This is a genomic window from Tamlana sp. I1, from assembly GCF_015355625.1.
Taxonomy (GTDB): domain Bacteria; phylum Bacteroidota; class Bacteroidia; order Flavobacteriales; family Flavobacteriaceae; genus Pseudotamlana.
Genome location: NZ_JACLAF010000013.1, coordinates 111,644 through 130,194, shown reverse-complemented (window position 1 = coordinate 130,194; position 18,551 = coordinate 111,644). Strand labels below are relative to the sequence as shown.

Below are 18,551 nucleotides of genomic sequence, written 5' to 3'. Positions count from 1 at the left end.
TAAGAGATGATGTATAACTATATAAAAATTACCGCTTTTGTTTGTTTTCTAGGTTTTGTGTCATGCGATAGCCAATTAGACCTAGAGCCTACAGATATTCTTATTGAAAAAGAAGTTTTTGAAACCGTTGAAAATGCTGAAAAAGCATTATCCGATATTTATACCAAAGCTTTTGTTGCAGCAGTAGGCGATACCCATGTTATTGCAGATGTTTCTTTACCCTATGTAGGTTACCCTTCTAATAGTTCGTATTCTAATTATTTTGAAGGCAATTTAACACCAATAGACACAAATGTAGAAGCTATTTGGCAAAAGTATTACGCGGCAATAAACGTGGCTAATGTTTTTATTGATAAAGTTCCTGTTTTTGGTGAATATGACGAAACTATAGAATTGCAACATATTGCCGAAGCCAAGTTTAATAGGGCATATTGTTATTGGGCTTTATTGTGTTATTATGGTCATGGAGCATTAACAGGTAGTAAAGACGGTCTGGGGCTGCCTTTACAATTAAAACCTTATGAAGGTTTTAATCCTTCAGATTTAATTCCTAGAAGTACTAACGGACAAGTTTATGCGCAAATCATAAAAGATTTGAATGAAGCTGTAGTAGATTTACCAGATTCTCATGGTACCAATTTAGAGTCTCGTGTGCGTGCTACAAAAACATCGGTATACGCATTGTTGTCTCGTGTACAGCTTTATAATAGAGATTACCAAAGTTGTGTAGAGGCTTCAAACCTTGTTTTAGCAAATACAAATTATAAACTAGACCCAGAATTATTAGATTTATTTCCGTTAAATACAGAAGGCACAAATTCTAGTTTTAGTGACGAAGTTATTTTTGGTTTCCCAGTGAGTTCTAACGGAGGAAATTCTCAATACGGTACACATAGTATTCGATATTATTATAAGACGGTTTGGGTAGAATCTAGTTTTATTGAATCTATGGATCCATCTGATAAAAGAAGAACGCAATTAATATACAAAGGCAATCCTTTAAATACCAATCCCAATACCATAAACGAAAAAACTACTTTTAAATATAATAATCCTGATCAAAGAGATGATATTCAAATTATTCGTTTAGCTGAAGTACTATTAAATAAATCGGAAGCTTTGGCGCAATTAAATGGTGTGAATTCAGAGAGTATTTCGCTTTTAAATAAAATTAAAGAACGCAGCGGGTTAAATCCTGTTCAAGAAAGTGATTTCGCTTCAAAAGATGCATTATTAACGGCTATTTATAACGAAAGATATGTTGAAACAGCTTTTGAAGGCCGTGGGCGATTCGACTTTATTAGAACTAACCGACCTTTAAGAAATCCTGCACTAACAGAAGATCAAAAAATATTTCCAATTCCTCAACGAGAAATCGATTTGTCTCAGGGTGTTTTAGTGCAAAATCCAGGATACAATTAATATTAATTAAATAATAAAATATAACTAAATAATGAAAATGCTATCAAGATCATTAACACTCGTTTGTGCTTTAATTCTAAGTTTGACACTGCAAGCGCAAGAGGATCATATCAATTTTTTAAAATCTGAAAAATGGAAAAAAGTTCTAAAAATCGCTAAAAAAGAGAACAAACCCATTTTTGTGGATGCGTATACTACCTGGTGTGGACCTTGTAAAACTATGGATAAAGAGGTTTTTACCAATAAGGAAGTCGCTACGTTTTTCAATGAAAAATTTATAAGTGTGAAAATGGATATGGAAAAAGGAGAAGGTAACCAGCTAAAATTAGACTGGGAAGTTCAAGCATTTCCAACCTTATTATACTTTAATAGCGCGGGAGAAATTATACATCGTGTTGTTGGGGCTTATGGTGCCGATGAGTTTTTAGATTATTCTAAAATGTCCCTTAATCCAGATTTAATGGCTGTTAACTTGCAAAAAAGATATGATGCCGGCGAACGAGATGGTGCGTTTATGTACGATTATCTAGTCTCGTTAAGGTTGGGATATCATAAGGAATTAGAGGCCCAAGTTTCAAACGATTATTTAAGCAGTTTAGCTCATGAGGATTTGCTTAAAGAAGAAAACTGGAACATTATAAATCATTTCATGAAAGATCCAACATCGGAGGGCTTTCAATATTTAGTAGCTCATAAAGAAGCTTTAGAAGAAGTTGTTGATGCCGAAGAGGTTGAAAAGAAGTTTTATAACACCATCAATAAACAAATCCAAACTTGGACATATTGGTACGGAGAAACACCTTTTGAAACTGAAAAAGAAGCGAATCTATTAGCGTTTTTACAGGAGTCGAATTATGATAAAGCACCAATTTTAATCGGAAAATTATTAGTTAATAAATACAAAAGATTAGAGGATAAGTCACAATATTTAGATACTGTAGATGATATCGTAACATTTAATTTAACCGAAGGTACGGGTACCATAGTGCATTATGCAAAAACAATTGTAAATGGTTATGATAGTGATGTTGCTTTAGCCAAAGCCTTAAATTGGTTAAACATAGCCGAAAAAAAGGAAACTAAAATAGAGCATAAAGCAGCTATTTTAACAGCAAAAAGTAAAGTGTTAGAAAAATTAGGAAACAAATCGGAAGCCGAGTTAGCAGGGTTAGCAGCTAAAAAAGCAGACCAAGAGGCTGAAGCTGCAGGAACTAAAATCCATACAATTCCTATGATGAAAATGACAGGAATGACACCTGCTAAATAATAATTATGAATTTAAAAAAGGCTGTTTGAAAATTATTTTTTTTCAAACAGCTTTTTAAAAACCTATACCAATGAAAGTAATTTATTGTTTTTTCGTAGTACTATTTATATCGAATATGGGCTATGCCCAAATGCCACTAGCAAGGGAGATACCACCCAAGTATGAAAAACGTATGCGCATTAAAGCACCAATAGAATCTGTTTGGGATTACTTATTAGCTTTTGAAAAATTATCAGAATATGGTTCTGAAATAATTTCCGAAAGCAACATATCAGGTACAGGTATTGGGACTTTAAGAGAGGTTGTTTTAAAAAATGGAGAGAAACGTTCAGAAATGGTAGATGTAATTGCACCGACTTCAAAAAAAATAGGAATCATAGTTTTAAACCCTAATAAGTCAATTTTTGAAAGATATGCCTATTACTTTCAAATAAATAGAGCTAATGAACATGCCTGTTTTGTTACTCTAAAAGCGTATTACAACCTTATTGAAGGTGTGAAAAAATCTGATGTCAATAAAGATGTTTCAACCGAATTTGATGTGTTACTAAACGGGTTAAAGCATCATTTTGAAAATTAGATTTTCAATATAAATCAGATTAATCAAAATAGTTTAAAGCGAATAAAATAAATTCATATATTTTTGTTCAGAATAAGTTTACAATAAAATGATTTTAAACACCACACAGGACAGCATTAAAGAGCAAGATACCGTAAATACCATTATGGCTACGAAAATTGTTGGTTCTGCAGGGAAAATTAAAAGCGAAGATGGTGCCATTATTCCAAAGGAAGCTATAACTTGGATTGCCCTCGAACCTGCGATGAAAAAGGAAGAGCCAAAAGAAACAAGTCCTTCATTTTATTTTTTAGCAGCCGCTGTTTTAATTGTGTTGTTTGTAGTTGTTAAATTTGTTTTAGGTAAGCGAAATAAATCTTCAAAGTAATTTATACTCCTCTTAAGTTTCTTTCTTGTAGCTAAAAAAATCTTCAAACCATCGTAGTGTAATATATGTTACATTAGGTCCTTACTGTTTTGGTACATTTATCGCTAGAAACATGTTAAATTAGTCTTAAATCTACAGAAATAAGGAATATTCCTTAGTTCTTTGTTTTGTGCTTATTATAATTTAACACTTTGAAATTTCAGTGCTTTATCATAGGCCGTAATTCAAATTATTACTAAACATATTTTTACTAATAAAATCAAAACTTAGTTAATGAAGCGTATCTTATTATTCTTAATCGCCATTGGGTTTAGCCTAAATGCTACAGCACAAACATTAGATTTAAACCAACCATTATCTACAAACCCTAAAATTAAAAAAGGGGTGCTACCTAATGGTTTAACGTATTACATCTACAATACCGATGTTACTAAAAATGCAGCCAGTTACTATATTATTCAAAATGTAGGTTCTGTTTTAGAAAATGACGATCAGCAAGGTTTAGCTCATTTTTTAGAGCATATGGCCTTTAACGGTACCAAAAATTTTGAAGGGAAAGGGGTTTTAAATACCCTTGAAAAGCACGGTGCTGTATTTGGAAAAGATATAAATGCCTATACAGCTTTTGATGAAACGGTGTACAATATGAATAATATTCCAACGACACCAGAACTAATAGACACCTGCTTACTAGTGCTACACGATTGGTCTGATGATTTATTGTTAACCAATGAAGAAATTGATGCCGAACGTGGTGTGATTAAAGAGGAATGGCGTACCAGACAGAGCGGAGGGATGCGTATACTACAGCAAACATTAGCAACCAGATTTAACAACACGCAATACGCTAATCGTTTACCAATTGGTTTGATGGATATTGTTGAAAATTTTGACTATAAAACCCTTCGTGATTTTTACCACGATTGGTACAGAACAGACTTGCAAGCTATTGCTGTTATTGGTGATGTAAATGTTGAAGACATTGAAAATAAAATTAAAAATTTATTTTCTGAAATCCCAGCGGTTAAAAATCCTAAAGAACGATTAATTATAGATATTCCAGATAATAAAGACATGCTTTATGTTTTGGCTATGGATGAGGAAGTAACAACATCTCAAATTAATTTTGCTATTCGTCATCCAAACTCATTAGCCGATGAAACGGTTGCCGATTTAAAAGAATCCTTACTAAACAACATGATAACTTCTATGTTATCTAACCGAATGCGTGAAATTACTCAAAATCCCGATGCCCCTTTTTTAGGAGCGCGTATTAATTATGGTAACGAATCTAGAACAAGCAATTCTTTTAGTTTAGGGGTTTATCCAAAACCTAACCAGCAAGAAGCAGCATTTAAAAAAGCCTTCGAGGAATTAATTAGAGCTGTAAAGTTTGGTTTTACTGAAGCTGAAATAGAGCGTACAGAAATAGAGTTTACAAATTATTTAGAAACTCAAATTAGTAAAATTAACGACAAATCTCATAGTCGAATTGCTTCGGAAATCAAACAGAATTATTTAGAGAATGGGGCTATGAGCGACATTACTAAAGATTTTGAATTAATAAAAGAGATTTTTATTGAGTTAACTCCTGAAGATGTTCACAACAGATTAAAAGAGTTATATACGCAAAAAAACAGAAGTTTAATTGTAACAGGCGTTGCAGGAAATAAAAACTTAACCGAAGCAGACGCATTAAAAATTATAAACGCCGCTGAAAATGACGAGAGTTTAATAGCGTATACTGATGCTTTTGCAGGAAAAACATTGTTAGGCGATTTAAAAATTACCCCTGGCAAAATTGTTGAAGAAGTAGAAAACAAAACCTTAGAATCTACTTCGTTTGTGTTAAGTAATGGGATTAGAGTACAGTATAAATTTGCGAATAAAAACAAAAATGATGTCAAACTAAATGCGATTAGTTTTGGAGGAACCTCATTGTTAAATGATGATTATTTACCTTCAGCAGATATGTTTTCAGGGTTTATAGGGAATTCTGGACTGGGTGATTATTCATCTACAGACTTATCAAAAGTATTGGCCGGAAAAACAGCTTCTACACGTATTGGTGTTGATGAATTAACAGAATTTATTAGTGGGTCTGCAGTAAGCAAGGATGTAGAAACCATGTTGCAAATGGTGTATTTACGTTTTGTAAAACCGCGTTTCGATGCAGATGCCTATACCGTGCTAATGGGTAATATCGATAACTACCTTATTCGTAGAAGTAAAGATATCAATGAAAAAATTCGAGACAGTGTTACTGTTTCAGTTTACGGGGAAAACAACCCAAAACGTCCTTTGTTTACTTCAGATTACGTTAAAAAAGTGACTTTCGATAAAATGAAAGAAATCTATACAGAGCGCTTTGATAATGCGGCAGACTTTGAGTTTTTTATTGTTGGTGATATTCAAAAAGACGTGCTTAAACCTATGTTAGAAAAGTATATTGCTAGCATTCCTACCAATAAAAATATTGAAATCTGGAAAGACAATTCTGTAGATTGGGTGAGCAAATCTATAGACAAGGATGTGTATTTAAAAATGGAAGATCCTAAAAGTTCGGTAAGAATTGCTTATAAAAACGAGGTAGAATACAGTTTAAAAAATGAGTATATTGCTAAAACTGTTGGCGATATGTTACAACTGCGATTTACAGAAACTTTAAGAGAGCAAGAAGGTGGCACTTACGGCGCTCGTACTCATGCAAATATTTCAAAAAGACCTGTGCAAGAAGCTGTAATTAGTGTAAGTTTCGACTGTAATCCAGACAAAGTAGAACAATTGGTAACTATAGTGCATAACGAATTAAAGAAAATTGCAGATGGAGATATCAATCAAGTTGATTTAGATAAAACCACAACAAATTATTTAAAAGAAAGACAGCAACAAAAAGATTATAATAATTATGATATGAGGTTGCTTACTAATTATTATAGAGAAGGTTATAATATGAATAGTCCTGAAAATTTCGAGGATATCATTAGTAATATCACGGTTAAGGATATTAAACACTTTGTTAAAAAAGTGCTTAAAAACGCCGAAACTTACGAAGTTGTTATCAAACCTAAAAATTAAAAACACAAGGCAATTACATTATGAAAAAACTAGTTTTAATAGCAGCATTAGTTATCAGTACTTTTGGTTTTACACAAATTCATAACCCTGTAAATTGGAAAACTTCGGTTGAAAAAGTGTCTGATTCCGAATATGAATTAATTGCAACGGCAAACATTCAAGGGGGCTGGCATTTATATTCGCAGTCGGTTCCAGAAAACGGACCTATTCCTACAAGTTTTACTTTTGAAGGCAATTCAAATTACTTAAAAAAAGGAAATACAAAAGAGGATGAGGGGCATACGGTTCATGATCCAGTTTTCGATATGAAGATTAAGTATTTTGATAACAAAGCCACATTTAAACAACGTATAAAACTGAAAAACAAAACCACTTTTAATGTAAAAGCTGTTGTCGAATTTATGGTTTGTAATGATACACAATGTTTACCGCCAACAGAAGTCGATTTGGTTTTCGAAGTGAAATAATTAAAAATTAAACAAAGAAATTTTGAAAACCTTAGGGTTTTAACTATCCTTTTTTAAAATAATTAAAATGAAAAAAACGCTATTATTTATAATTCTATTAACGTCTTATTTTGTTAATGCTCAGGTTTTCGATCCTGTAAAATGGTCTACTTCCGTAGAGAAAATTTCAGATACCGAATATAAATTAATTTCAAAAGCGACTATCGAATCGGGTTGGCATTTATATTCACAAGACGTTCCTGAAGGCGGTCCTATTGCTACCAGTTTTATTTATGATGATGAAAATGGCGCGTTTAAAATAATAGGCAACACCGTTGAAGAAAAAGGGCATACGGTTAACGATCCTGTTTTCGAAATGGAAATAACCTATTTTGAAGGTAAGGCTACTTTCGAACAAAAAATAGAAGTTACGGGCGATAAAACGGTTGTTAATGGTATTGTAGAATTTATGGTTTGTGATGATACCCGTTGTTTGCCACCAGCAGAAGTGGACTTGGTTTTTAACCTTGCTTCAAATGGAAATGAAGCTCATACAACTTCTGTTGTAGTAAAGGATTCAGATGTAAGTTCGGGGCAAACAAGCGAAACAACTCCTGCTTCAAAAGGTTCAGAAAAAAGTTTATGGGGCATCTTTTTTATTGCTTTCTTTTCTGGATTCGCAGCTTTACTTACTCCATGTGTGTTTCCTATGATTCCTATGACGGTAAGTTTCTTTACCAAACAAAGTAAAACAAAGGCGGCTGGCATTAGAAATGCTGTTATTTACGGCTTATCCATTATCGTTATTTATGTGGTGCTTGGTATTTTGGTAAGTCTAATATTTGGCGCAGATGCTTTAAATGCCTTGTCTACCAATGTGTGGTTTAATATTGCATTTTTCTTATTATTAATCATTTTTGCCGTATCATTTTTAGGTGCATTCGAAATTATGCTACCTAATTCTTGGGCAAATAAAGTAGACTCTCAAGCCGATAGAGGTGGTTTAATCGGTATCTTTTTTATGGCTTTAGCTTTAGCGATTGTGTCATTTTCTTGTACAGGACCTATTGTTGGAACCTTATTAGTACAGGCAGCCGCCGGCGGAAGTCAAATTGGCCCTATCGTTGGTATGTTAGGCTTTTCTATGGCTATAGCACTGCCTTTTGCCTTGTTTGCGGCTTTCCCAGGCTGGCTAAATTCTTTACCAAGATCTGGCGGATGGTTAAATACTGTGAAAGTGGTTTTAGGATTTTTAGAATTAGCTTTAGCTTTTAAATTTTTATCGAATGCCGATTTAGTTCTACAATTACATTGGTTAGAACGTGAAGTATTCATCGCCATTTGGATTGCCATTTTTGGAGCATTAGCTTTTTATTTATTCGGAAAAATACAATTGCCGCACGATTCGCCATTAACGCATATTTCGGTAGGACGATTAAGTTTAGGGCTTTTAGTATTATCATTCACCATTTATATGATTCCAGGGCTTTGGGGCGCTCCTTTAAACTTAATTAGTGCATTCCCACCGCCGCAACATTATAGCGAATCGCCTTATGGAGTAGGATATACCCAATTAAGCTCTAATAAAGTGCCTGGAGGCTTTCATGCCGAAGTGCCAGATGGAGCGCATTTAATGCCACCACATAATATTTTGGCATTTAACGATTACGATAAAGGTTTGGCTTATGCTAAAAAAGTAGGCAAGCCTGTTATGATTGATTTTACTGGACATGCCTGCGTAAATTGTAGAAAAATGGAGCAAAATGTATGGGTGAAACCAAATGTGCTAGATGTGCTTAAAAATGATGTGGTACTTATTTCGTTGTATGTCGACGACAAACGAAAACTAGCTGCAGACGATGTTGTGGAATCTAAACTAAAACCAGGAAAAAAACTGAAATACATCGGACAGAAATGGAGTGAACTTCAAACCATAAAATACAAAACGAATTCGCAACCTTTCTATGTACTTATGGATCACAACGAAGAAAACTTAGTAGCTCCTGTAGGTTATACTCCAGATGTTGATGTGTATTATAGCTGGTTAGAAACAGGGGTTTCAAAATTTAAAAAATAAAAAAACAAAATAGAATGAGAAAATTAATATATGTATTGTCGTCCGTTTTAGTCTTTATGTCTTGTAAAGAAGAGGCGCCAAAAGATTATGTAACCTTATCAGGAAAAATCGAAAACCAAAATTCAGATTCGTTATTGGTGCGTTCAAGAACCTTCACTAAAAAAATAAATGTGAATCAAGACGGCACGTTTTCAGACACCTTAAAAATTGAAGATGGGAATTACACCTTATTCGATGGTACCGAACAAACGCCTATATATTTAAAAAACGGTTACGATATTAACATTACATTAAATACTAAAGAATTTGATGAAACTATTACTTATTCAGGAGTGGGTGCAGAGGCTAGTAATTTTCTTGCTAAAAAAGCCTTGATGCAAGAACAGTTGTTTAGTGATTATACGATTTATGATTTAGAAAAATCTGAATTTGAGACTAAAATTAACGGTAGTTTAGATGAAATAAGAAACTTATTAGCCAACACAAATAATTTAGATAGTACTTTTATTGCCCAGCAAAATAAGCAAATAGAAGGTTTAAATAGCTATATTTTTGAAGGTTATAACGATCGTGTTTATATGAAAACCGTTTTAGCGAAAGGGCAGGAGTCGCCAAAATTTGTAAATTTTGAAAACTATTTGGGGGGCTCAACTTCTTTAGACGATCTCAAAGGAAAATATGTTTATATTGATGTTTGGGCAACTTGGTGCGGACCATGTAAAGCGCAAATTCCAGCATTACAAGAAATAGAAAAAGCATATCATGGTAAAAATATCGAGTTTGTAAGTGTTTCTGTAGATAGCGCAAAAGACCATGATAAGTGGAAAGCTATGGTTGCTGAAAAAGAATTAGGCGGTATTCAACTATTTGCAGACAACAGTTTCAAGTCGAAGTTTGTAACCGATTATGCCATTAAAGGCATTCCAAGATTTATTCTAGTAGATCCTAACGGAAACATTGTTTCGGCAGATGCGCCAAGACCTTCAGATGATAAGCTAAAAGATTTATTCAATGAATTAAACATATAATTAACGCGTTTAATTATTCTTAATTTAATTAGTGAAAGAAATCACTTTGGTGTAAAAGCTAAAGTGATTTTTTATTTTATAGCACCATGTTTTTATAAGAAATAACAGTTTTAAAACCTTTACTTTCAAAATAAGAAGTTGGGTTTTCTTCCGAAGCCACCAAAATAAAATCGCCGCCCCAGGCTCCTAAACTTTTTATAGCACCTTTAAAATCTGGAAATAATAAGGCTTTCACAGGCGTTTGTTTGGTTATTTTTGAAATGATAGTTTCATGCTTTTCTATCAAGCTTTCAAAAACATTTAAAGTGGAGCAGTTTAGCATATTTAAAGTAATTTCATTGATAGCTTCAACTGTTTTATCAAATTTGCCTTTTTCAGCATTATAATGTTTAATACCATCGCGACTATTTTGTTTTTTATTCAAATGAACAAAAAAGAGGTTGTTTTTAAACGACGGATTAAATTCAACAGGAAGAACAAGCGGCGCATTGTTTTCTAATTGATACGTTATGGCGCTATTATTTTGAGCGCAAGCAATATCATAACCGCTGCCACCAAAAGTTTTTTCTAGAAGCTGAAAAGCATTTATGTCTGCCCAATTCGCAATATTATTTATTAAGGTTGAAGATGTGCCAAGTCCCCAATTTCTAGGAAAATCTAATTGTGTGGTTACTTTATAGCCTATACTTGAACTTAAAAAATCTGGATTTAAAGCTTTAGCAGCTTGTAGAATTTGCGTGATTCTTTCTGAAATAGCATTCGAATAATTGGTTGAAGCAAAATCTTCTAGAGTGAAAATGGCATCAAACCAAAGGGCTTCCTTTTCATCATAACTTTCCCAAATAATTTGCGGTGTATCAATAGGCTGAATGCTTAATGATTGTCCGTACTTGGTAGGTACAGCTAGTGAAATGGCGCCATCTAAAACGACGTATTCGCCAGATAAAAGCAGTTTTCCGTGGCTGTAAAAAGTTGTGTTTTTCACGAGTTAGGCTCTTAATGCGTTTAGCGCTTCTAAAACCGCGTTGTGAGTTACGGTGTGCGTTTTAAAATGCTCGGTTAAGGCTTGTTTTTCCGAGGCGTTTGCTTCAAACTGATTTAAAATATTCATTAAATGCATTTTCATATGTCCTTGCTGAATACCTGTTGTGGTAAGCGATCGTAAGGCTGCAAAGTTTTGAGCCAATCCTGCTACAGCAACAATTTGCATCAATTCTTTTGCCGTTGGTTTATGAAGCATTTCTAAAGCTAATTTCACTAAAGGATGTAACCCGGTAAGTCCGCCAACAGTACCCAAAGCCAATGGAATTTCTATCCAAAATTTAAAAACACCATTTTCAATTGCTGCATGCGATAAGCTACTATAGCGTCCGTTTCTAGATGCGTAGGCATGAACGCCAGCTTCCACCGCTCTAAAATCGTTACCCGTTGCCAAAACAACAGCATCAATACCGTTCATAATCCCTTTGTTGTGAGTTACGGCACGGTAAGGTTCTACTTCGGCAATGTTTACGGCTTGAACAAATTTATGGGCAAATGCTTCACCCGAAATAGTTTTATCCTCGCTCAAATCTTCAACTTTACAGCTTACTTCAGCACGTACCAAACAATCGGGAACGTAGTTGGATAAAATGCTCATTACAATTTCAATGTCCTTCTCGGTTTCAGAAAACAAATCAAAAGTTAAAGCTTCCGTTTTAAAGGTTTTTGCAAACTGCTCTAAACAGGAATTTATAAAGTTCGCGCCCATGGCGTCTAGAGTTTCAAAAGAAACATGGAGTTGAAAATAGTTTTCAATATCTACGGTTTTATCGCGTAATTCTATGTCTAGAACCCCGCCGCCGCGTTTGGTCATGTTTTTAGTTATGGCTTCTGTAGCTTCAATAAGTTTTGGTTTTACTTGCTTAAAAAAAGCCTTTAGCTTTTCAACATCACCCTTATACATAAAGTGAACCTGACCAATTTTGGTTGTTGAAATTACTTCCGTTTTAAATCCGCCACGATCCAACCAAAATTTTGCTGCTTTACTCGCCGCTGCAACTACCGAACTTTCTTCGATAGCCATGGGGATGGTGTGTAATTTGTTGTTTATTAAAAAGTTGGGTGCTACGCCAAGTGGTAAGTAATAATTGGTTATGGTGTTTTCAATAAACTCATCATGAAGTTGTTGCAGCTTGTCGTTGCTGTTCCAATATTGTTTTAAAATACGTTTGGCATCTTCGGCATTCGAAAAATAGGTGTCAACAATCCAATCTATTTTTTTCGATTTAGAGAGTTTTGAAAAGCCAGCAATAGTTTTACTCATAAAAATGTAATTTGCTGTGCAAAGATAGTATTCTTGATAAGATTAATTCTTATTGCCTATTGATTATAAAACAATGTGTGAGAAAGGACTGGGTTTTCAAGTTGCTTTTGTCGGCCTACTGAAAATTTATCGTAAAATTTGAAGCGAAAACACCGTTAAATTTCAGGCTGCCCGCCTGTCCGGCAGGCAGGTTTGAGCTAAACGTAATTTTTAAGCTATTTATAAATTTGCTAGCGAGTTCCTAAAATTTAGGTGTCGAGCGATAAATTTAGATAAAGATTCGTCAGCCTAGATTTTTTTGGTTCGTTTTTTCATCAATGGAAAAAATGAACAACAAGATTATCATTGAATGATGTATTGATCATTTTTTTAAATATTAAAAATGTCGATTATAAAGTATCAATTTATAATCAATTTCAGTAAATCTTATTTCAATCACGTTATTTAAGTGTTAATTTGCATTGTTATTTGTGTATTTTTTAGTAATCTTGAATTCATTTTGAAGAAAAAATATTTTTTTATTGAGACATCTACAATCGACTAAATTTTATCTTAAAAATTATGGCTTTTTTGATGTTTCGTGTGCTTCATAAAACCAATTAAATACCGCATGAATTATCTTAAAATATCTGTTTGTGTTTGCTTATTTATAACTTCTTTTCTATCTGCACAAACTAGAGAAATTACCCTTGAAGACATTTGGAAAAACGGCACCTTTAGAACAGAAAGCATGGATGTTTTGCATGCTATGGCGAATGGCGAGCAGTATTCTGTTTTAAATTTTGATAGGGCTGCGCGAAGCACGTCAATTGATATTTACGATTATAAAACGCTAGAAAAAGTAAAAACTTTGGTGAGTTCGGCAAACTTAGAAGCTTTGGCGTATTTTTCAAATTATACCTTTAGTGCCGATGAGCAAAAGGTGCTACTAGCAACTAATGAAGCATCTATTTACAGGCGTTCTTCAGTGGGACACTATTTTATTTATGATGTCACATCTGAAACAGTTACCTTAATTTCCGAAGAACGAATTCAAGAGCCAACATTTTCTCCCGATGGAAAAATGGTGGCTTTTGTTTTAAATAATAATTTGTTTGTGAAGAATTTGGTAACTAATGAAACCAAACAACTTACTACCGATGGAGAAAAAAACAAAATTATAAACGGAATAACCGACTGGGTGTATGAAGAAGAATTTGCTTTTGTTCGTGCTTTCGATTGGAATGCAGCCAGCAATAAAATAGCTTTTATTCGCTTTGATGAATCTGAGGTTCCAGAGTTTTCAATGGATGTTTATGGTACCGAATTGTATCCTACACAACAGGTTTTTAAATACCCTAAGGCAGGCGAAGCCAATTCTAAAGTATCCCTTCATTTATACGATTTGGATACTGAAAAACTTCAAGAATTAAATGTAAATAAATCGTATCAAGATTTTTACATTCCAAGAATATCATGGACCAATGATGCCAATGTGCTAAGTGCTCAGTTTTTAAACCGACACCAAAATGCCTTGGATTTGTGGTTGATTAATACAAAGAAAAATTCTTCAGACTTAGTTTTAGCTGAAACCGATAAAGCTTATGTCGATGTTACCGATAATTTAACGTTTTTAAAAGATAACAGCTTTATTTGGACTAGCGAAAAGGATGGGTTTAATCATATTTATCGCTACGATAAAAAGGGCAAACTTATCAATCAAGTCACTAAAGGTAACTGGGAAGTAACCGATTATTATGGTTATAATGAAGATAAAGATGTGATTTATTATCAATCTGTAGAAAACGGATCGATTAATAGAGATGTGTATGCTGTTAAAATAAATGGCAGAAATAAAAAGCGGTTAACCTCTAAAGAAGGGACTAATGCTGCTGAGTTTAGCGCAGATTTCTCCTATTTTATAAATACCTTTTCAAATGCGACAACACCTCCAGAATATACGTTAAACAGCGCGAAATCTGGAGAGGTTATTAAAAATATAAAAGACAATAAAGAGTTATCTCAAAAGCTTTCAACTTACGGTATTTCTAAAAAAGAATTTAGCACCATTTCTATAAATGGCAACGATTTAAACATGTGGATGATTAAGCCTGCTAACTTTGATGAAACCAAGCAGTATCCGTTGTTTATGACGCAGTATTCGGGGCCAGGGTCTCAAGAAGTTGCTAATCAATGGTTGTCAGCAAACGATTATTGGTATCAATATTTAGCCGAAAAAGGCATTGTTGTAGTTTGTATTGATGGTCGTGGAACAGGATTTAAAGGCGCTGCGTTTAAAAAAGTAACTCAAAACGAATTGGGGAAATACGAAGTTGAAGATCAAATAGCGGCGGCCAAACAATTAGGCGAATTGTCGTATATTGATGCCAATAGAATTGGAATTTGGGGCTGGAGTTTTGGAGGTTTTATGAGTAGTAATTGTTTATTTAAAGGCAACGATGTTTTTAAAATGGCCGTTGCTGTGGCGCCTGTAACAAGCTGGCGTTTTTACGATTCTATTTATACCGAACGTTTCATGACGACACCACAAGAAAATGCAAGTGGTTATGATGATAATTCACCAATTAATCATGTGCAAAAACTAAAAGGAGATTTTCTTTTAATTCATGGTTCGGCAGACGATAATGTGCATGTGCAAAATACCATGCGATTAACCGAAGCATTAATTCAAGCCGATAAGCAATTTGATTGGGCAATTTATCCTGATAAAAACCACGGAATTTATGGTGGTAATACAAGGCTTCAATTGTATAAAAAAATGTCGAATTTTATTATAGAAAAACTTTCAAAATAATTCAAAAATAAACTAACCCTAAAACCAAAAATAAATGGCAGAAACGACTTTAAAACCACATCAAAAAGAACTGTTCGGACAACCCATAGGGTTGTATGTTTTATTTTTAACCGAAATGTGGGAGCGTTTTTCGTACTACGGAATGCGTGCCATCTTGGTGTTATATATGGTAGCCTCATCAGAACTTGGAGCTGATGCTAGAGGAGTTGGCCTAGGTTGGACCAGCAAAGAGGCGCTAGCTTTATATGGATGGTACACTATGTTAGTTTATATAATAGCCATTCCTGGAGGTATGATTGCCGATAAACTCATCGGACAGAAAAAAGCCGTTTTATATGGCGCTATAATTCTTTGTTTAGGACATGGTGTTTTAGTACTTACCGATATTTGGGCCTTTTATACGGGACTTGGTTTAGTTATTTTAGGTGTTGGATTATTAAAACCTAATATTTCCACCATGGTTGGTGGTTTATACCAACAGGGCGATATTCGTCGCGATAAAGGCTTTAGTATTTTTTATATAGGTATCAACTTAGGGTCACTTTTAGCAACCTTAATTGTTGGTGTTGTTGTGGCCAATTATGGTTGGCACGCTGGTTTTGGATTAGCTGGAGTCGTGATGGTTCTAGGTTTAATTAACTATATAGCAGGACAGAAATACTTAGTACAAGTTGGTAATCATACCGAAGTTGAAAACCCTGAAGATGAAGTGTCTTACGGGAAGTTATATGGCCAGTTGTTCAATTCTCCAAAACATCTTACAATCACAGCCATCTTAGTTGTAGCATCGTTTATAGGCTGGTATTTCATGGATTGGGGCTATGGCTTGTTGTTCTTGTTTTTAACAGCTATTGCGGCACTTTTAATGATGATCTATAGAGAACTAGAATCACAGGTTTTTAAAGATCGATTTATTGTATTACTACTCTCGTTTATTATGGTAATTATCTTCTGGGGTGCTTTCGAGCAAGCCGGAGGATTAATGAATATTTATACCGATACAAAAACCAATAGAATGATTGGGGGTTGGCAAGTGCCTACTATTATGTTCCAAAGCTTAAATGCAGGATTCATTATCTTATTTGCAACGGCTGTTGCTGGTTTTTGGGCTAAGCGAAAACTTAAGGGTAATGAGGCATCCTCTTTGTTTAAAATGGCTATGGGAATCATTATTATGGGCTTTGGCTTTTTGTTTATGGTGTTTGCAGTAATGGAATTCGAAAAATCTGGCGCTTCTAGTATGATCTGGTTAGTCTTAGCATATTTATTCCATACGCTTGGTGAATTATGTTTATCGCCAGTAGCACTATCGTTTATCACAAAACTAGCACCAGCAAAATATGCGTCATTGATGATGGGAGTCTATTTTGCATCTTCTGGTTTAGGAAATAAAGTAGCGGGGATTCTAGGAGAGTCCGCATCAGATTTTGGTGAATACGCGATATTCGCAGGCATCTTTGTGTTTACTGTGATTATTGGTGGTTTATTCATTTTGATATTGAAACCTTTAAAACGATTAACACACGGTGCTGAAGATAATGAGCATATTATTGAAGCCAAAGAAATCGAAATCGCAGAAAACTAAAAGATACATAAATAATGGAAATGACTAAAGTTAGATTCGAAGGTTCGGATATGAACCGCAAACTTTTAATGGGCCACCCATCTGGTTTATTTGTTTTATTTTTTACTGAAATGTGGGAGCGTTTTTCCTATTACGGAATGCGTGCCATTTTGGTGTTGTTTTTAACATCGGCCTTAATTGATGGAGGTTGGGCTTGGTCGCGTGAAGAAGCGCTTGGTCTATACGGAACCTACACTATGTTAGTTTATTTTTCGCCAATTCTTGGTGGGTTTTTAGCCGATAAATTTTTAGGCTATAGAAAAGCCGTTGCTATTGGAGCTTTTATAATGACTGCCGGTCATGCCGCCATGGCTCTAGATACGCCATGGAGTTTATACTTAGGTATTGGTTTATTAGTAGCAGGTAACGGATTATTCAAGCCAAATATCACTTCCATTATTAATGGGGTTTATAAGAATGCTCAAGATAAAAAAGATGGTGCTTTTACTATTTTCTATATGGGTGTAAATGCGGGTGCCTTTTTAGGGATTTTGCTTTGCGGTTATATTGGTGAGATGGTGGGCTGGCATTATGGTTTCGGTTTAGCTGGAATTTTTATGTTTTTCGGCATGTTGCAATTTTGGTTTTCTCAAAAGATTTTTGGGCGCATTGGATTGTCTCCTTCAGATTCCATAGAATATGATGATGCTATAGAAACTCAGAGTGAAGACCCAATTGTTGAAGAAGAGGTTGTGCCTTCCAATGTACAACGTGATCGTTACATTGTGGTTGCTATTTTAGCCTTTTTTACCATTTTCTTTTGGGCTGCTTTCGAGCAAGCTGGAGGTTCAATGACCATTTTTGCTAAAGATTATACCGATCGTGTATTAGAAGGTAATGCTGCAAATATTTTTAGAGTGGCAAACGCATTACTTACAGTAGTACCATTACTAATAATTACTTATGTGCTATGGCAATTATTTAGAATCACCTTCAGTAAATATCCCTTGTCTAATATTTTCTTAGGAACAAGTTTTGTAATTATTTGGGGTATTGTGATTTGGATGCTTAAAAATCAATTTTCAGAAGTTGAAACCGAAGTGCCTGCTTCGTGGTTTTCTATTTTAAATTCCTTCTATATTATTGCTTTTGCACCTTTAGTTTCTAAAATTTGGGAAAGTAAATACAATCCATCAGCTACCGTAAAATTTGGAATAGGCTTAGTTTTATTAGGTCTTGGTTTTGGCGTTTTAGCTTATGGTTCAGCAGGGATTCCTCAAGGGGCTCAAACAGCTTCAGTGAGTATTATTTGGTTAATTTTAGCTTATTTGTTACATACTTTAGGTGAGCTATCGTTGTCGCCTGTAGGACTTTCTTATGTGAGTAAGTTGGTGCCAGCTGCTAAAATCGGGATGATGTTCGGACTTTGGTATATCGCTGTAGGACTAGGAAATAAGGCTGCAGGAACCATGGGAGGTATGATTGATAAAATTACGGCGCAATACGATTTGGCTACGTTTTTCTTAATCTTTACTATAGTCCCAATTATAGCAGGCCTTATAATAATGGCGCTTACTCCAGTCATGAAAAAACTCATGCACGGCGTACGTTAATCGTTATAAA

The 18,551-nt window shown here is 34.4% G+C and carries 13 protein-coding genes; 11 read left to right on the top strand and 2 right to left on the bottom strand.

Annotation, left to right across the window (positions count from 1 at the left end):
- The first annotated feature begins 6 nt into the window (after nt 1-6).
- From H6X70_RS13225 to H6X70_RS13190, 8 genes are all read left to right on the top strand, one after another.
- Complete coding sequence (locus H6X70_RS13225) at nt 7-1,422, top strand: RagB/SusD family nutrient uptake outer membrane protein (RefSeq protein ID WP_194768163.1); 1,416 nt, start codon at nt 7-9, stop codon at nt 1,420-1,422.
- A 37-nt stretch (nt 1,423-1,459) separates the two neighbouring features.
- Entirely contained in the window at nt 1,460-2,689 is a 1,230-nt protein-coding gene (locus tag H6X70_RS13220; protein WP_194768162.1) for a thioredoxin family protein, read from the top strand.
- Between the two features lie 70 nt (nt 2,690-2,759).
- Nucleotides 2,760-3,269 (top strand): SRPBCC family protein, encoded by a 510-nt coding sequence (locus tag H6X70_RS13215; protein ID WP_194768161.1) that lies wholly within the window; start codon nt 2,760-2,762, stop codon nt 3,267-3,269.
- Nucleotides 3,270-3,357: 88 nt separating this feature from the next.
- Complete coding sequence (locus H6X70_RS13210) at nt 3,358-3,636, top strand: hypothetical protein (RefSeq protein ID WP_194768160.1); 279 nt, start codon at nt 3,358-3,360, stop codon at nt 3,634-3,636.
- A 273-nt stretch (nt 3,637-3,909) separates the two neighbouring features.
- Nucleotides 3,910-6,714: a M16 family metallopeptidase gene (locus H6X70_RS13205; protein WP_194768159.1), complete on the top strand. Its 2,805-nt coding sequence runs from the start codon at nt 3,910-3,912 to the stop codon at nt 6,712-6,714.
- Nucleotides 6,715-6,734: 20 nt separating this feature from the next.
- Nucleotides 6,735-7,181, top strand: coding sequence for a protein-disulfide reductase DsbD domain-containing protein (locus H6X70_RS13200; RefSeq protein WP_194768158.1), 447 nt, complete (start codon nt 6,735-6,737; stop codon nt 7,179-7,181).
- A gap of 67 nt (nt 7,182-7,248) precedes the next feature.
- A complete protein-coding gene (locus tag H6X70_RS13195) occupies nt 7,249-9,237 on the top strand; it encodes a protein-disulfide reductase DsbD family protein (protein ID WP_194768157.1) in 1,989 nt (662 codons plus the stop codon).
- Nucleotides 9,238-9,251: 14 nt separating this feature from the next.
- On the top strand, nt 9,252-10,265 hold the full coding sequence (locus H6X70_RS13190) for a TlpA family protein disulfide reductase (protein ID WP_194768156.1): 1,014 nt from the start codon (nt 9,252-9,254) through the stop codon (nt 10,263-10,265).
- A gap of 76 nt (nt 10,266-10,341) precedes the next feature.
- On the opposite strand, the gene H6X70_RS13185 is transcribed toward H6X70_RS13190, so the two are convergent.
- Both H6X70_RS13185 and H6X70_RS13180 read right to left on the bottom strand, forming a co-directional pair.
- Nucleotides 10,342-11,250, bottom strand: a complete 909-nt coding sequence (locus H6X70_RS13185) for a GYDIA family GHMP kinase (RefSeq protein WP_194768155.1) — start codon at nt 11,248-11,250, stop codon at nt 10,342-10,344.
- Nucleotides 11,251-11,253: 3 nt separating this feature from the next.
- Nucleotides 11,254-12,570 (bottom strand): hydroxymethylglutaryl-CoA reductase, degradative, encoded by a 1,317-nt coding sequence (locus tag H6X70_RS13180; protein WP_194768154.1) that lies wholly within the window; start codon nt 12,568-12,570, stop codon nt 11,254-11,256.
- Between the two features lie 610 nt (nt 12,571-13,180).
- Between H6X70_RS13180 and H6X70_RS13175 the strand changes: the two genes are divergently transcribed.
- The 3 genes from H6X70_RS13175 to H6X70_RS13165 are packed head-to-tail and all read left to right on the top strand — an operon-like array spanning nt 13,181 to nt 18,541.
- Nucleotides 13,181-15,364 carry a S9 family peptidase gene (locus tag H6X70_RS13175; protein ID WP_194768153.1) on the top strand — a complete coding sequence of 728 codons (2,184 nt, stop codon included), beginning with the start codon at nt 13,181-13,183 and terminating at the stop codon, nt 15,362-15,364.
- A 34-nt stretch (nt 15,365-15,398) separates the two neighbouring features.
- Nucleotides 15,399-16,949, top strand: a complete 1,551-nt coding sequence (locus tag H6X70_RS13170; RefSeq protein ID WP_194768152.1) for a peptide MFS transporter — start codon at nt 15,399-15,401, stop codon at nt 16,947-16,949.
- A gap of 14 nt (nt 16,950-16,963) precedes the next feature.
- A complete protein-coding gene (locus H6X70_RS13165; RefSeq protein ID WP_194768151.1) occupies nt 16,964-18,541 on the top strand; it encodes a peptide MFS transporter in 1,578 nt (525 codons plus the stop codon).
- Nucleotides 18,542-18,551: the final 10 nt, after the last annotated feature.

Excerpts from the sequence above, each read along its gene's own strand:
- H6X70_RS13220 (WP_194768162.1), top strand. The coding sequence starts at position 1,460 with ATGCTATCAAGATCATTAACACTCGTTTGTGCTTTAATTCTAAGTTTG.
- H6X70_RS13200 (WP_194768158.1), top strand. The coding sequence starts at position 6,735 with ATGAAAAAACTAGTTTTAATAGCAGCATTAGTTATCAGTACTTTTGGT.
- H6X70_RS13190 (WP_194768156.1), top strand. The coding sequence starts at position 9,252 with ATGAGAAAATTAATATATGTATTGTCGTCCGTTTTAGTCTTTATGTCT.
- H6X70_RS13195 (WP_194768157.1), top strand. The coding sequence starts at position 7,249 with ATGAAAAAAACGCTATTATTTATAATTCTATTAACGTCTTATTTTGTT.
- H6X70_RS13225 (WP_194768163.1), top strand. The coding sequence starts at position 7 with ATGATGTATAACTATATAAAAATTACCGCTTTTGTTTGTTTTCTAGGT.
- H6X70_RS13165 (WP_194768151.1), top strand. The coding sequence starts at position 16,964 with ATGGAAATGACTAAAGTTAGATTCGAAGGTTCGGATATGAACCGCAAA.
- H6X70_RS13170 (WP_194768152.1), top strand. The coding sequence starts at position 15,399 with ATGGCAGAAACGACTTTAAAACCACATCAAAAAGAACTGTTCGGACAA.
- H6X70_RS13175 (WP_194768153.1), top strand. The coding sequence starts at position 13,181 with ATGAATTATCTTAAAATATCTGTTTGTGTTTGCTTATTTATAACTTCT.
- H6X70_RS13215 (WP_194768161.1), top strand. The coding sequence starts at position 2,760 with ATGAAAGTAATTTATTGTTTTTTCGTAGTACTATTTATATCGAATATG.
- H6X70_RS13180 (WP_194768154.1), bottom strand. The coding sequence starts at position 12,570 with ATGAGTAAAACTATTGCTGGCTTTTCAAAACTCTCTAAATCGAAAAAA.
- H6X70_RS13210 (WP_194768160.1), top strand. The coding sequence starts at position 3,358 with ATGATTTTAAACACCACACAGGACAGCATTAAAGAGCAAGATACCGTA.
- H6X70_RS13205 (WP_194768159.1), top strand. The coding sequence starts at position 3,910 with ATGAAGCGTATCTTATTATTCTTAATCGCCATTGGGTTTAGCCTAAAT.